This window comes from Nannocystis pusilla, assembly GCF_020073745.1.
Classification (GTDB): Bacteria; Myxococcota_A; Polyangia; order Nannocystales; family Nannocystaceae; genus Nannocystis; species Nannocystis radixulma.
The window spans coordinates 162,315-176,535 of sequence record NZ_JAIRAU010000057.1; the positions used below are offsets into that span (position 1 = coordinate 162,315).

At 73.5% G+C, this 14,221-nt stretch carries 12 protein-coding genes; 9 read left to right on the top strand and 3 right to left on the bottom strand.

Translation table 11 applies throughout. From position 1 onward, the window contains the following. Positions 1–57 precede the first annotated feature (57 nt). From K7C98_RS40355 to K7C98_RS40365, 3 genes are all read left to right on the top strand, one after another. Positions 58–1,395 (top strand): hypothetical protein, encoded by a 1,338-nt coding sequence (locus K7C98_RS40355; RefSeq protein ID WP_224197265.1) that lies wholly within the window; start codon positions 58–60, stop codon positions 1,393–1,395. Between the two features lie 12 nt (positions 1,396–1,407). Continuing rightward, positions 1,408–1,938 (top strand): hypothetical protein, encoded by a 531-nt coding sequence (locus K7C98_RS40360; protein ID WP_224197266.1) that lies wholly within the window; start codon positions 1,408–1,410, stop codon positions 1,936–1,938. Between the two features lie 63 nt (positions 1,939–2,001). After that, on the top strand, positions 2,002–2,706 hold the full coding sequence (locus K7C98_RS40365) for a response regulator (protein WP_224197267.1): 705 nt from the start codon (positions 2,002–2,004) through the stop codon (positions 2,704–2,706). A gap of 43 nt (positions 2,707–2,749) precedes the next feature. On the opposite strand, the gene K7C98_RS40370 is transcribed toward K7C98_RS40365, so the two are convergent. Then, positions 2,750–3,709: an alpha/beta hydrolase gene (locus K7C98_RS40370; protein WP_224197268.1), complete on the bottom strand. Its 960-nt coding sequence runs from the start codon at positions 3,707–3,709 to the stop codon at positions 2,750–2,752. Between the two features lie 305 nt (positions 3,710–4,014). Between K7C98_RS40370 and K7C98_RS44295 the strand changes: the two genes are divergently transcribed. The 5 genes from K7C98_RS44295 to K7C98_RS40390 all read left to right on the top strand — a co-directional run bounded on the left by K7C98_RS44295 (position 4,015) and on the right by K7C98_RS40390 (position 9,361). Beyond that, the gene (locus K7C98_RS44295; protein WP_263430252.1) at positions 4,015–4,143 is read left to right on the top strand and encodes a hypothetical protein; all 129 of its coding nucleotides are present in this window, start codon (positions 4,015–4,017) and stop codon (positions 4,141–4,143) included. A 116-nt stretch (positions 4,144–4,259) separates the two neighbouring features. After that, the gene (locus K7C98_RS40375) at positions 4,260–4,898 is read left to right on the top strand and encodes a hypothetical protein (protein WP_224197269.1); all 639 of its coding nucleotides are present in this window, start codon (positions 4,260–4,262) and stop codon (positions 4,896–4,898) included. Between the two features lie 39 nt (positions 4,899–4,937). Then, a complete protein-coding gene (locus K7C98_RS40380) occupies positions 4,938–5,489 on the top strand; it encodes an RNA polymerase sigma factor (protein ID WP_224197270.1) in 552 nt (183 codons plus the stop codon). Then, entirely contained in the window at positions 5,486–8,416 is a 2,931-nt protein-coding gene (locus K7C98_RS40385) for a CHAT domain-containing protein (RefSeq protein WP_224197271.1), read from the top strand. Before K7C98_RS40380 ends, K7C98_RS40385 begins: the two co-directional genes overlap by 4 nt. Before the next feature lie 21 nt (positions 8,417–8,437). Continuing rightward, positions 8,438–9,361, top strand: coding sequence for a prenyltransferase (locus tag K7C98_RS40390; protein ID WP_224197272.1), 924 nt, complete (start codon positions 8,438–8,440; stop codon positions 9,359–9,361). A gap of 57 nt (positions 9,362–9,418) precedes the next feature. Here the strand turns inward: K7C98_RS40390 and K7C98_RS40395 are convergent, their stop codons facing one another. Then, the gene (locus tag K7C98_RS40395) at positions 9,419–12,580 is read right to left on the bottom strand and encodes a tetratricopeptide repeat protein (protein ID WP_224197273.1); all 3,162 of its coding nucleotides are present in this window, start codon (positions 12,578–12,580) and stop codon (positions 9,419–9,421) included. Positions 12,581–12,631: 51 nt separating this feature from the next. Then, a complete protein-coding gene (locus tag K7C98_RS40400; RefSeq protein ID WP_224197274.1) occupies positions 12,632–13,057 on the bottom strand; it encodes a hypothetical protein in 426 nt (141 codons plus the stop codon). Positions 13,058–13,122: 65 nt separating this feature from the next. Between K7C98_RS40400 and hemF the strand changes: the two genes are divergently transcribed. Beyond that, the gene (gene hemF / locus K7C98_RS40405) at positions 13,123–14,067 is read left to right on the top strand and encodes an oxygen-dependent coproporphyrinogen oxidase (RefSeq protein WP_224197275.1); all 945 of its coding nucleotides are present in this window, start codon (positions 13,123–13,125) and stop codon (positions 14,065–14,067) included. Positions 14,068–14,221 lie beyond the last annotated feature (154 nt).

The following is a 14,221-nucleotide window of genomic DNA, read 5'->3' on the forward strand; positions in this document are numbered from 1 at the left end:
TCATTCTAAGGATACGGCCGCGAACTCTTGACCCGAGGCTCTCACGTGATGACGACCATGAAGACGATCCCCATGTTCGCGGCCGCCGTGGCGCTGCCGCTGGTACTCGCCCAGGGCTGCGGCGACGACGGCATGCAGTCCTCCGACACCGCCGACACCTCCGACACCGCCGGCGGCGAAGAGGAGTGTGACAGCCAGATCAGCGGCGTCATCGACACCGACACCGTGTGGACCTGCGGCCACATCCTCGACGGCGTCGTCACCGTCAAGAACAACGCCAGGCTGACCATCGAGCCCGGCGTCACCATCCGCGGCCTCAACGGCTCGGCCCTGGTCGTCACCAAGGGCTCGCAGCTGATCGCCGAGGGCACCAAGGATGCGCCGATCGTCTTCACCTCGGCGCTCGCCGAGGGCAAGCGCGGGCGCGGCGACTGGGGCGGCATCGTCCTCCTCGGCGACGCCAGGAACAACCTCCAGACCGGCGCCGGCGTGGCCGAGGGCCTCGACGCCGGCAACCCCGACTACCAGTACGGCGGCGGCGACGACGCCTCCTCGTGCGGCTCGCTCAAGTGGGTCCGCGTCGAGTTCGTCGGCTTCGAGCTCACCAAGGACAACGAGCTCAACGGCGTCACCTTCTACTCGTGCGGCAGCGGCACCCAGGTCGACTACCTGCAGGTCCACATGGGCAAGGACGACGGCGTCGAGATGTTCGGCGGCACCGTCAACGGCAAACACCTCGTCATCACCGGCGCCCAGGACGACTCGATCGACAGCGACCAGGGCTACACCGGCAGCCTGCAGCACGTCGTCATCGTCCAGGACCCGGCCGCCGGCAACTACGCGTTCGAGCTGTCGAACCAGGCCGACAACCTCGACGCCGAGCCGCGCACCGCGCCGAAGTTCGTCAACGTCACCGCCATCGGCACCTCGGTCTCGGAGGCGCTCGACACCCAGAGCGCCGGCGTGCGCCTCAAGGAGGGCGTCAGCGCCGAGTTCCACAACGCGATCTTCGCCCACTTCTACGGCCCGGCCGTCGAGCTCACCGAGGGCGCGACCGAGACCGTCGCCGCCGGCGGCGGGGTCAAGTTCATGCACTCCCTGTTCTTCAACAACTCGACGATCGACGACGGCGCGACCCCGTGGGTGGTCGGCGAGGGCTCGACCTACGACCTCGCCGGACTGATCGAAGACGCCGGCAACGGCAACCACTTCGACGTCGACCCGCAGCTCGGCAGCTACGACTTCGCCGCGCCGAACGTCGCCCCGACCGACGCCTCGCCGGTGCGCGGCGCCGGCCAGGCCCCCTCCGGCTTCGACGCCGCCGACTACATCGGCGCGATCGCCAACGGCGCCGGCGACTGGACCCTCGACTGGACCTCCTACAAGGTCAACTGATCGGACCTGCCCGTGCTCCGCGTCGTCGCCTCGCTCACGCTCTGCCTGTCCTTCGGGTCATGTGACGCGCCGACGCGCGGCGACGGCGCCCCCACCGTCGGCGACGCGCCGCTCGCCGGCGGCCTCGCCAGCCTCGACGAGCTCGGCCACGCGGTCGTCGCCGCCCTCAACGCGCGCGACGTCGAGGCGCTCGTCGCCCTCGCCGTCGACGAGGCCGAGTACACCGGCCGCCTGTTCCCGGCGATCGCCACCCACCCCGGCGCGGAGGCGATGGGCCGCGACCTGCTGTGGGACATGCACGTCCGCCAGAGCCGCGACGACATGCAGCGCGCGCTCGCTCGCCACGGCGGAGCGGACCTGAGCTTCGTCCGCTTCGAGCCGCGCCGCACCGTCCGCCGGGCCGGCGTGGCGTTCCACGAGCGCCCGCACCTCGTCGTCCGCGGCGAGGACGGCGCCGAGCGCACGCTGCAGATCCTCGCCTCGCTCGTCGAGCACGAGTCCACGCAGACCTTCAAGCTCCTCGGCTTTCGCGACCACGACTGAGTCACCGCCTTGTCGCGAGCCTGTGGGGCCGCCCCGGAGCGCACCTGTTAGGAAGAACGCACCATGCCCGCCACGATCCTCATCGTCGACGATGAGCGCGACCTGCTCGACTCGCTGCGCTTCAGCCTCGAGCGCGAGGGCTTCTGCGCCCTCACCGCCCACAACGGCACGTCCGCCCTGTCGCTCATGGGGCAGAGCCCCCCGCCGGACCTCGTCCTGCTCGACTGGATGCTGCCCGACATGGCCGGCACCGAGGTCTGTCGCAACATCCGCATGACCGAAAGGACACGCGGCACGCCGGTCATCATGATCACCGCCCGCAGCGAGGAGATCGATCGGGTGGTCGGCTTCGAGCTCGGGGCCGACGACTACGTGACCAAGCCGTTCAGCGTGCGCGAGCTGCTGCTGCGCGTGAAGGCGATCCTGCGCCGCCGCACCGTCGACGACCACGGCGCCGAGGAGCAGCACTACGAGCTCCTGCGCGTCGACCACGACGGCCATCAGGTGTGGGTGCAGAACAGCCGCGTCACCCTGACCGCGCTCGAGTTCCGCCTGCTGGCGACCCTGCTGGCCCGCCGCGGCCGCGTCCAGACCCGCGACACCCTGCTCAACGACGTGTGGGGCGTGCAGGTCGACGTCACGACCCGCACCGTCGACACCCACGTGCAGCGCCTGCGCAAGAAGCTCGGCCCCGCCGGCCAGTACATCGAGACGCTGCGCGGCGTCGGCTACCGCTTCCTGCTGCCCGAGCGCGAAGCGACGCACTGAGCGCGAACGGCGAACGTAACATGTCCGAGGGGACATGTCGCGGTCACGTCGCGGCGCTCGCGGCGGCGGGCCGCAGCCCGCGGCGCAGCGCGTCACGCAGGTCGCGTTCGAACCGCTGCGCCACCTCGGTGTGTCCCAGCAGGTCGAACCCGTGGAAGGCGCCCGGATAGACGTGCAGCTCGGTCGGCACGCCTGCGCGCGTCAGGCGGCGCGCGTACTCGACGTCCTCCTCGAAGAACAGGTCGAGCGCGCCCACGGAGATGTAGGTCGGTGGCAACCGCGAGAGGTCGGTGGCGCGGGCCGCCGCCGCGTACGGCGACACGTCCTCGGCGCCCGGCTCGCCGCCGAGCAGCGCGGTCCAGCCGAACCGGTTGTTCTCCGGCGTCCACATGAACTCGCCGACGTACGGGTGCGGGTCGGCGCGGACGACGGTGCGATCGTCGAGCATGGGATACACGAGCAGCTGGAACGCCAGCGGCACCTCGCCGCGGTCGCGCGCCAGCAGCCCCAGCGCCGCGGCCAGCCCGCCGCCGGCGCTCTCGCCCCCGATGGCGATCCGGCCGCGATCGACGCCCAGCTCGGCCGCGTGCTCGTACAACCACCGCAGCGCCGCGTAGCAGTCCTCGACCGGCCCGGGGAACGGAGTCTCGGGCGCGAGCCGGTAGTCGACCGAGACGACCACGCACCCGAGCGCGGTCACCAGCCCCTGGTTGCGGGCCGCGGCGATGTGCGGCGAGCCCATCACATAGCCGCCGCCGTGGATGTGCAAGTACGCCGGCGCCAGCCCGTGCTGCTGCCGCGGCTGATAGACGATCACCCGCACCTCCGGCGCGCCCTCGGGCCCCGGCACCAGCCGCTCCGACGCGATCACGCCGGCCGGCGGCTCGCTCGCGGGCGGCATGAAGCTGCGGATCGTCGGCAGCGCCGCGACGCTCAGCTCGAACGACGGCAACGCGCTCAGGAGCGGCAACAGCTGCGGGTCGACCAGATGACGCGAAGGCATGGCCCGACGCTACTGCGAGCTGGACAGCGATGTCCATTTCGCCCGCGCGGAGGAACAGGCGGCCTCCGCGTCCGCGATCGGCGCGAGGTCGCGCGTCGCTGCGAGTCGAAAAATTCGCATGCGGCTCGGGAAGATCGACGGACGCCGCCGTTGTCGAGGCACAAACACCTACCGCCCCGCCGCCGATGCGTCGCCCGTATCGAGAGCACGCGGTCGTGCGCTGCGAACGGTCCCGCCATGCCTCTCGCCAGGAAGCTCCGATGTTCGCCCGCAAGTCATCGTCCCTCTCGCTCCCGAGCTCGTCCATGAGCGACAGCGCCGTCCACGGTGACAAGCGCCGCGAGGCGCTCAATTTCGGCCGGAACGCCGACGCGCGGCCGGTGCAGCGCGCCTGCGACGGCCTCGCGCCACGGGCCCGAGATCTACGGCTGTGAGGCTGCCACGGGCCGCGCGACCGCAGGTGCGGCGCGCGGATCGTTCGAGCCGGCATTGATACAGTGTGCCGCCGCGCCGGCGGCGGAGCGCGTCACGATCGCGCAGGAGAAGCAGCATGAACTCGTCTCTCGTCGTCCTCGCCGCGTGGTGGTCGGTCGTCCTCGCGCCGATCGAACCGGTGAACCCCAAGGTCCCCCCGTCCGGGGTCGAGTCGCTGGATCCCAGGATGCCGTCCGTGTCCGAGTCGGTCGGCGAGCAACTCACCAAGCTCCCGCGCGTCACGCGGGCGCCGAAGTTCTCGTGGCAGCCGGGCACATATTCGCTCGAGTCGCTCAAGCTGCCCGACCTCATCCCGATCGAGAAGGCCGGGGCGTGGGCGCCGGGCCCGAACTGGCCGTACGTCGAGGACGGCGCGGTCGTCGTCACCGAGCACCCGCAGGACCCGCACCGCTTCATCGCCTACCTCGTCGACGTCAAGGCGCAGAAGATCGCGGCGATCCGCGAGGGCGATCAGGCCATGCACCTGTCGACGATCGGCCACATGCGCCCGGGCGACTTCGACAAGGACGGACAGTCGGTGCCGCAGAGCTTCTCCGGCCTCGCAGGCAGCGGCGCGGTGATCATCCTCAAGCCGCCGGTGCCTCCGGGCCCGCCCGGATTCCCCGACGACTTCAAGCGGCGGATCCTCGACGCCGGCAACATCGCCTATCAGGCCAGTCGCGCGGTGAACCCTGTCGTCAAGCTCGGCGGTTGACCCTCCATCCCTCGCGTGGCATCGTCCGCCGCCGGTCTCATGGCCTCGCCGCAAGTCATCGATCCGCCGATCGACGCCGCGGCGGACTTCGATCGCAACCTGAGGGCCCACGAGCACGCCCTGCGAGACCTCGCGCTGCGGCTGTGTCGCAACCCGGCCGACGCAGGCGACCTGCTGCAGGACACCTTCGAGCGCGCGCTGCAGCGGCGCGCGCAGTACCAGCCGGGGACCAACCTGCGCGCGTGGTTGTGCACGATGCTGCACCACCTGTTCCTCGACCGCTGTCGCGCGCGGAGCCGCGGTCCGGCGCACGCCTCGCTCGACGAGGTGGCCTTGCCGGCGCCGGAGCCGACCGCCGAGCCGGCCTGGGCCATGCTCACCCGCGACGACGTCGTCGCCGCCGTCGCCCGCCTCGAGCCCGACTTCCGCAGCGTCTACCAGCTTCACAGCCTCGAGGGCGTGCCGTATCAAGAGATCGCCGCGCGCCTGGGGATCCCCAAGGCCACCGTCGGCACTCGCCTCGCGCGAGCGCGCCGCAAGCTCCGTGACCTGCTGCTGCCGGCCCGCGCCGCCGACGAGAGCCACCCATGACCCGCCGCTGCGACGACATCGACCGCTACTTCGACGGTGAGCTCGCCGAGGACCAGCGCGCCGTGTTCGAGGCGCACCTCGTCGACTGCGCCGACTGCCAGCAGGCGCTGCACACGTTGATGCAGCTGCAGGTCGCCACCGGCCCGGACGTCGCGCCGGCGCCGGTGATCCCGCTCGCGCCGCGGGGCAAGCGGCGCGCGTGGTGGGTGGCCGGCTCGCTGCTGGCCGCGGCCGCCGCGCTCGCGCTGTACCTCCGCGGGCCCGCGCAGGGTCCTGGCCTCGGGGACATGCCCGAAAAGCCAGAGAACGGACCGCTCGCGCTGACGCTCGCGCCGACGCGCGCGGTCGAGGCGCGGCTCAGTTTTCCGCAGGTCGACGTGCACCGCGACTACACGGTGATGCGCGCCGACGGACCGGCGGGCGAGCCGATCCCGCTGGCCGAGCTGTCGCGGCTCGAGGCGGCCGGCGAGCTGCGCGGGCTCGCGGCCGCGCACGCGCTGCGCGGCGAGCTGCCGCAGGCGAAGGCCGTGCTGCTGCGGCTCCCCGAGTCGGCCGACCGCGACAGCGACCTCGCCGCGCTGGCGCTGATGCAGGGCGAGGCCGAGCCCGCGCTCGAGCTGGCCGACGCCGCCCTCGCGGCCGCGCCCGAGCACCTGCAAGCGCAGTGGAACCGGGCCCTGGCGCTGCGCGAGCTCGGCCTGCCGCGCCTCGCCGCCGACGCGCTCGAGCAGCTGGCCAGCGCCGACACGCCGGCGTGGGCCGCCGAGGCGCGCGCGCAGGCGCAGTCGCTGCGACAGGGCCCGGCCGCGCGCGAGCAGATGTTCGCGACCGTGCAGGCCGCCGGCGCGGCGCTGATCGAGCGCGGCGAGCCGCTGCCCGAGGAGGTCATCGACGCCGCCCCCTCGCTGGCGCGCCTCTACTTCTACGACGCCGTGCGCGCCGCCCCGACGCGCGCGCGGCTCGACGCCCTCGCGCCGCTGGCCGCCCGGCTCGATCGCGTCGCCGGCGGGACTGTTCTCGCGGACATGCTCAAAGGGACAGGTGCTCCGAGCTCCGGCGGCCGCGTCGTTCTGGCCGAGGAGTTCGCCGCGCTCGCGCTCGGCGGCGACGGCGACGGCTCGGCCCTGGCCGAGAAGGCGCTGCGCGCCGGTTACCCGGAGATCGCGCTCGGTGCGTTGATCCACGGCGGGGCCGCGAGCGCCGAGCTCACGCGCCTCACCGCCCTGGCCGAAGGGACAGGAGACCCGTGGATGCGCATGCTCGCGGCGCAGGAGCAGGCGACGGCGCAGATCGACGCCGGCGCCGACGCGAAGGCCGAGGCGACCCTGGAGGCCGGGCAGGCGTTGTGCGGCCCCGGCCTCGGCTACCGCTGCGCCCGCCTCGAGCTGGCCCGGGCCGAGCTTTACACGCTGATGCACCGGCTGCCCGAGGCCGCCGCGCTGGTCGAGGCCGGCACGCGGCGCGTCACGCAAGACCAGCACTGGGGCGTCGAGACCACTTTCTTGCAGCTGCGCGCCGAGCTGGCCCGCCTGCGCGGCGCTTTCGGCCTGGCGCGGGCGATCACCGGCGAGACCCTGCTGCGCCTGCCGGCCGCCGAGGCCGCGCGCTGCCGGGCCGAACGCCACGCCCGCGACGTGCTCGCCGGGTTGGCGATCGTCGAGCTCGACGCCGCCGGCACGCGACGCGAGCTCGAGGCCGCGCCCGACTGCGGGCAGCCGCCGTCGCTGACGCGCCTGTTCGTGCAGGCCGACCTCGGGCGGATCGGCGGCGACGCGCGCGACGTCGCCGCGGTGCTCGCCGGGCTCGCCGCGCTGCGAGCCGCGGGTCTGTCGCCCGGCGAGGCCGCGCTCGCCGATCACATCGAGGGCCGGGCGCGGATCGGCGGCGAACCGGCGGCCGGCCAGGCCCTGCTGCGCAAGGCGATCGCCGCCGCGCGCGAGCTCCCGCGCAGCGATCCCCACGGCCTCAAGGCGCTGTCGTTCAGCTACGCCTCGCTGGTGCTCGACGCGGCGGCGCGCGGCGAGCATGCGGCCGCGGTCGCGCTGCTCGCCGAGGAGGTCGGCGTGCCCGCGCCCACCCGCTGCGCGCTCGGCCTCGCCGTCGACCACGAGCGCAGCTACAGCGTCGCCCTCGACGCCAACGGTGTCCCGATCGCCAGCCTCGTCACCCGCAGCGCCCCGGTCGCCGCCGGCGAGGCGCTCGTGCCGGCCGACGCGATCGCGGCCGTGCGCGCCTGCCCCGAGGTCGCCGTGTTCGCCCGCCCGCCGCTGGCCGGCCGCGCCGGCCTGCTGCCGCCGGAGATCGCCTGGTCCTACCGCGTCGGCCACGAGCACCTCCGAACAGTTCTTAAAAGACATGTCCAAAAGGAGACGCGGCTCGTCGTCGCCGATGCCGCCGCGCCGGCGGAGCTCGGGCTGCCGCGCCTGTCCCCGTGGACAGGCGACGGCGACGCCGCGACGCGCCTCCTGTCCGGCCCCGACGCCACCCCGTCGCGGGTGCTGCAGGCCTTGCCCGACGCCGCGGAGATCGAGTTCCACGTCCACGGCCTCGTCGACCTCGGCGTCTCGGACGCCTCGTTCCTGGCGCTCACGCCCGACGTCGACGGCCGCCACGCGCTGACGGCCGGGCAGATCCGCGGCCTCGCCCTCGCCGGTCGGCCGCTCGTGATCCTCGGCGCTTGCCATGCCGGTCAGGTCGCGCCGTACCTGCACGAGGCGTGGAGCTTGCCGGTCGCGTTCCTCGAGGCGGGCGCGCGGGCCGTGATCGCCTCGCCGGCCCCGGTGCAGGACCGCGAGGCCGGCCCGTTCTTCGACGCCGTGCGCGCGCGGATCCGCGGCGGCGCCTCGCCGGCGGTCGCCGTGCGCGACGAGCGGGTGCAGCGGGGCGGGGGCGCCGACTGGGCCGCGCACGTGCTCGTCTTCGAGTAAGTGGTGCTACCGTCGAGCCGCATGTTCGACCCCGCCGCGTGGCTGCAGGCGACCCGACCGCTGGCCCAGGTCAACCTCGTCGTCCCGCTGTGGCTCGGGCAGGCGCTCGCGTTCGCCTCCACCGGCGCGTTCTCGCTGCCGACCCTGTACGGCGCGCACTTCCTGGCCGCGCTCCTGTTGCTGGTGATCGTCTTCAGCAACGACTACGCCGACCGCGACGCCGACGGCGCCAACACCACCTACAACGAGTTCTCCGGCGGCTCGCGCGTGCTGCCCGAGGGCCGGCTGCGCCCCGGCGAGCTGCGCGACGCCGCCTGGCTGGCGCTCGCCGGGCTCGTCGGGCTCTCGCTCTACATGGCCTTCGGGACAGGCCGCCCGTGGACCCCGGCCTTCGTGGCCGCCGCGGCGCTGCTGGTGTGGGCCTACAACTTCGCGCCGCTGCGCCTGTCGTACCGCGGCGGCGGCGAGGTCGTGCAGGGCCTCGGCACCGGCGTGTTGTTGCCGCTGCTCGGCTTCTACCTGCAGGCGGGCTCGCTCGCGGCCTTCCCGTGGCTCGCGCTCGTGCCGCTGTTCCTGCTCGGCGTGGTCGGCAACATCCTCACCTCGTTGCCGGATGCCCCTGCGGACAGGCAGGCGGACAAGCGCAGCTACGCGGTCCGCCGCGGCCAGTGGGCGGCCCGGCGTCACAGCCTCGAGCTGCTGGTCATGGCGACGCTGATGGGCGGCCTCGTCGTCCCCGGCCTCGGGACCCTCGCCGTCGCCCTGCTCGCCGCCCCCGCGCTGGTGCTGGTGGCCCGCTGCGTCCCCCTGCTCGGCAGCGCCGACGCCGAGCAGCGCGACGAGTGCCGCCGCTTCATCCTCCTCGCCGCCGGCGCCGCGCACCTGCAGTGCGTGCTGTGGAGCCTGGCGCTGATCGTCGTCGGCCTGCTTCGGGACATGATTTAAAGAGCATGCTCAATGGGCCATGCTCGAGGCGACATGACCGATGTGATATGTCCAAGGTTACAGGCACGGCGCGGCCGGAAGCCCCAGCGCGCGTAGGCGTTTGCGGCGGTCGTCCGGGCCGTCGCCGGCCGCGCGCCGCGATTGCTCGGCGAGGCAGGCCGCCGCGCGCACCCGTTCGCGGTCGCCGCTGCGAAGGAGCGCCACGGCCACCGTCTCGTGCAGGTTGGCGAGGCTGACGGCCGACACCACGCCGGCGTGCGTCAGCTGCAGCGCGCGCTCGGCCAGGACCAGCGCCTCGGCCGGCTCGCGCTCGCGGAGGACCATCGCCAGCTGCGACAGCGCGTCGACGCGGCGCGGGTCGTCGACCGCGAGGGACGCGTCCTGCAGGGCGATCGCCCGCCGCGCGTGCAGCTCCGCCGCAGCGGCGTCGCCGAGGTCTTCGTGGAGCCCGCTGATCGTCGTGTCGAGGTCGGCCATGAACAGGTGCGACTCGCCGAGGCGCTCGGACAGGCGCTGGCGGACGCGCGTCATCAGGGCCAGCGCCTCGCGCGGGCGGTCCATCGCGCGCAGCAGCGCGGCGTAGTTCTGCTGCACCATCGCCGCGCCGAGGTGGTCGGGTTCGCGGCGCAGCTCGATCACCTTCAGGGCCGCCAGGAAGTGGCGCTCCGCCGCCTCGAGGTCGCCGAGGCTGTGCTGGACCCCCGCCATCAGCGCCTGCGTGTACATCGTCTCGGCGTGGAACGGCACCAGCGTCGTGCGTTGGATCTGCGCCGTGCGCTCGAGCAGGCGCAGCGCCTCCTCGTTGCGGCCGAGCTGGTGCATCGCGCTGGCGAGGTTCATCAGCGTCAGCCCGATCGGCGCCGACTCCGGGCCGAGCAGCTTCTCCTCGATCCGCGCCGTCTCGCGGAAGTACTCGGCCGCGCGCGCCACGTCCTCGAGCTGCATCAGCACCCCGGCGAGGTTGTTGTACGACTCGGCGACCGCCAGGTGATCGGGCCCGTACGCGGCCAGGCGCAGCGCCAGCGCCTGCTCCTGGATCTTCAGCGCCTCCTCGTAGCGGCCGAGCAGCTCGAGCGCGCCGCCCATGCTGTCGAGCGAGAGGGCGAGGTTCGGATGGCGCGGGCCGAGCGTCTCGATGCGGCGGGCGAGCGCGCGGCGGTGCATGGCGAGCGACGCCTCGCCGTCGCCGAGCTCGGTGTAGATCCACCCGAGCCCGTTCATGAGTCGCGCGCTGAGGAGCGAGGCGCGGCACTTGCGATCGGCCTCGCACTCCTCGACCGCGCCGGCGAGCGTGTCGTAGGCGCGCGAGTACTCGGTGGTCGCCGAGCGCAGGTAGTCCGCGCGGGTGAGCCGCAGGCCCAGGCGGTCGTGCAGGTCGCCCGAGCGGGCCACCTCCGTCTCGGCCAGGCGCCACCACAGCTCCCACAGCGGGCGCAGGCGGGTGTCGTCGTCGAGCTGGTGCAGCTGGCGGGCCGCGGCCAGCCGGGCGATGGTGTCGTCGCCGAGCCGGCGGGCCGTCAGGTACGCCTGCTCGAAGCCCTCGCGCGCCGCCTCGTAACGCGACAGCGACACGTCGACCTCGGCGCGCAGCAGCGCCAGCTCGGGCGTGAGGTGCAGCGGCAGCGCCGCGACCTCGATCTTCGAGAACTCGAGCTCCGCCTCGTGGCTTCGCCTGGCCGCCAGCAGCGCGTGGACCCGCTCGAACTGCTTGCGCGCCGCCGCCTCCGCGATCGCCTCGGCCGCGGTCGCCGGCAGCGGGTGCTCCGAGCGCACGTAGCTGGCGTTCGCGCACGGCTCGATCGCCGGCAGCTCCTGCGTCGCCTGCACCGCGCGCTCGAGCGTCGCCGCCTCGGCCTCGTGCAGCAGCGCGACCGTCTCGGCCAGGGCGGCGCGGCGGCCCTCGAGGCAGGCCATCCGCAGCTCGAGCAGCTCCTGCGACTGCTCCTTGCGCACCGCCGTGTCCTCGCACGCGTCGCGGTGCGCCGCCGCCCACGCCGCCGCGTACGCGTCGAGGCGGAGGTTCACGCGGGCCGCGGTGTCGCGCGCGTAGGGCAGGCCGGTCGCCGTCAGGGCCGCCGTGAGGCTGTCCTTTTGGACCTGTCCCCAAACACTTGTGATGCGCGCGGCCCCGCCGGAGCACAGCCCCTCGCGCGAGGCCATGACGTTGCGCGCGCCGAGGCCGATCATCCCGGCGACGCACAGCAGCACCGCCGCCCCGAGCAGGCGCACGCGCGCGCGCTCGGGGTCGCGGTCGATCGCCGCCAGCAGCGCGTCCATGGTGGGGAACCGGCGCGCGGGGTCGGGGTCGAGGCCGCGGAGCAGCGCCGCGTGCAGCCACGCCGGCACGCGGCGGCCGGGCGGCGGCGGGGTCACCCGGCCCTCGCAGATCGTCAGCGCCAGCGCCTGCAGCGTCTCGCCGAGGAACGGTCGCTGGCCGTAGAGCGCCTCCCACAGCGCGACGCAGAACGCGAACTGGTCCGAGCGGGCGTCGGCGGGCAGGCGCATGTACAGCTCGGGGGCGATGTACGCCGGCGTGCCGACCACCGCGCCGGCCACCGTGAGCTGCGAACCCAGGGTGTTGCGCGACACCACCGTCGTGCGCTGCTCGTCGGTCGCCTGCGCCTCCGTGGTCTCGGGCGCGCGCGCCAGCCCGAAGTCGAGCACGCGCACGCGGCCGTCGTCGCCGACGATCGCGTTGTCGGGCTTGAAGTCGCGGTGCACCAGCCCCGCCGCGTGCGCGGCCGCCAGCCCGCGCCCCGCCTGCGCGAACACCCGCAGCACCTCGCGCCACGGCCGCGGCGCCGCCTCGAGCCACGCGCGCAGGCTCGCCCCCTGCACGTACTCCATGGCCAAAAAGACATGTTCGAAGAAGCTGCCGACCTCGTAGATCGCGACCACGTTCGGGTGCGACAGCCGGGCCAGCGCCTGGGCCTCGCGGAGCAGGCGCGCGTGGCCCTGCGAGGCGTCGCGGTCGGGATCGCCGTGCAGCAGCTTGATCGCCAGCTTGCGGTCGAGCTGCTCGTCGTAGGCCGCGTACACCACCCCCATCCCGCCGGAGCCGAGCTCGCGGATCACCGTGAAGCGGCCGATCCGGGTCGGCTGCTCGCGCGGGCGCGGGCTCGCGGCCCCCTCGGCGGCCAGCGTGGCCGCGTCGGCGAGCGTGCGCGCGATCAGCGTGACCGCCTCCGCGCGGGCATCCTCTGTCTGCGGCGCGCTCACGCCCGCCATCTTGGCAAACTCTCGCGCGCGCGTGGGGGTGCGGACTCGCCCTCAGCGCAGCAGTCCGCCGATGCGGCGACTGAGGCGCGCCCGCTCGAAGTCGGCGCGCAGCGACGAGATCGCCAGCGCGTACACGGCCCAGAACACCAGCCCCACGCCGAAGCCCGCCAGCGTCGAGCCGAGGATCGGCGCCTCGGCCTGCATCTGTCGCAGCTCGCCCGCGGCCTTCTGCCAATTCACGGCGATGAACGCGAGCAGGACCGTGAGCATCAGCGCCTTGAGGGCGGACAGGCCGGACAGGCGCGGACGCGGGCCGAGGCCGCCGCGGTCGCCCTCGAGCAGTTGCATGAGCAACCCCAGCCACGACGACAGCATCGGCAGCACGAGCGCGCCCGCGATCCCGCCGAGGCCGGTGACGGCCAGGCGGAGGCGTTCGGTCGACAGCGGGATCTCGGCGGCGAGGTCGGACGGCGCCACGCGCGTGAGCGTACCGCAGAACGTGCGCGCGCGCGCCTGCCTGCGCTGCGGCTTACTATTGCCCCGTGGTCTCCGCGACGAACTTCCACAGCGAATTCCAGCGCCGCGCGCACGCCGCCGTGGTCGAGGTGCAACTGGCGATCTGCGCCGCCGTCGAGGCGCTCGAGCGCGAGGGCGGCGGCAGCGGCGAGTTCGTCGCCGACGCCTGGGAGCGGTCCGGCGGCGGCGGCGGACTGACGCGGGTGATCCGCGGCGACGTGATCGAGAAGGGCGGGGTCAACACCTCGGCCGTGTTCGGCGAGCTCAACCCGCAGTTTGCCACCCAGCTCGCGGGCAACGGCGCCAACTTCTTCGCCACCGGCGTCTCGCTGGTGCTGCACCCGAAGAGCCCGTACCTGCCGACGGTGCACGCCAACTTCCGCTACATCGAGCAGGGCGAGCGGCGGTGGTTCGGCGGCGGCGCCGACCTCACGCCGTACTACTACTTCGCCGAGGACAAGCAGCACTTCCACGACGTGTGGCGCCGCTTCTGCGGCGACCACCCCGGCATCGGCGACTACCCGCGCTTTAGCGACTGGTGCGACCGCTACTTCTACTTGAAGCACCGCGGCGAGTCGCGCGGCGTCGGCGGGATCTTCTTCGACCACCTGTTCGTCGACGCCAGCGTGCCCGGCCACGACGAGGCGCTCCTGGCCTTCATCCGCGACGGCGGCCTGCGCTTCCTCGACGCCTACTTGCCGATCGCTCGTCGCCATTTGCACACCCCGTACGGCCCCGCCGAGCGGCGCTGGCAGGAGCTGCGACGCGGTCGTTACGTCGAGTTCAACCTCCTCTACGACCGCGGCACCGTGTTCGGGCTCAAGACCGGCGGGCGCACCGAGTCGATCCTCATGTCGCTGCCGCCGCACGTGCAGTGGGGCTACGCCGAGGAGCCGGCGCCCGGCACGCCCGAGGCTGCGCTGCTCGCCGAGCTGCGGCGCCCGTTCCCCGGCGACGAGCCGAACCCCTGAGGCGAACACGTCGGCGAATTCGCGGCTCTGTGAGCCCGTTCGCGCGCTTCAGCGCCGGCGATCGGGTAGATCCACTCGATGTGATTCCGGGGGTTTGCCCCCGCGAGGTCTTGACGCGACAATCCGCCACCCGGTGGTGGGAACCCTCCGATCT

Coding starts and splice junctions, on each gene's coding strand:
- K7C98_RS40365 (WP_224197267.1), top strand. CDS start 2,002: ATGCCCGCCACGATCCTCATCGTCGACGATGAGCGCGACCTGCTCGAC.
- K7C98_RS40370 (WP_224197268.1), bottom strand. CDS start 3,709: ATGCCTTCGCGTCATCTGGTCGACCCGCAGCTGTTGCCGCTCCTGAGC.
- K7C98_RS40355 (WP_224197265.1), top strand. CDS start 58: ATGAAGACGATCCCCATGTTCGCGGCCGCCGTGGCGCTGCCGCTGGTA.
- K7C98_RS40385 (WP_224197271.1), top strand. CDS start 5,486: ATGACCCGCCGCTGCGACGACATCGACCGCTACTTCGACGGTGAGCTC.
- K7C98_RS40390 (WP_224197272.1), top strand. CDS start 8,438: ATGTTCGACCCCGCCGCGTGGCTGCAGGCGACCCGACCGCTGGCCCAG.
- K7C98_RS44295 (WP_263430252.1), top strand. CDS start 4,015: ATGAGCGACAGCGCCGTCCACGGTGACAAGCGCCGCGAGGCGCTCAAT.
- K7C98_RS40380 (WP_224197270.1), top strand. CDS start 4,938: ATGGCCTCGCCGCAAGTCATCGATCCGCCGATCGACGCCGCGGCGGAC.
- K7C98_RS40375 (WP_224197269.1), top strand. CDS start 4,260: ATGAACTCGTCTCTCGTCGTCCTCGCCGCGTGGTGGTCGGTCGTCCTC.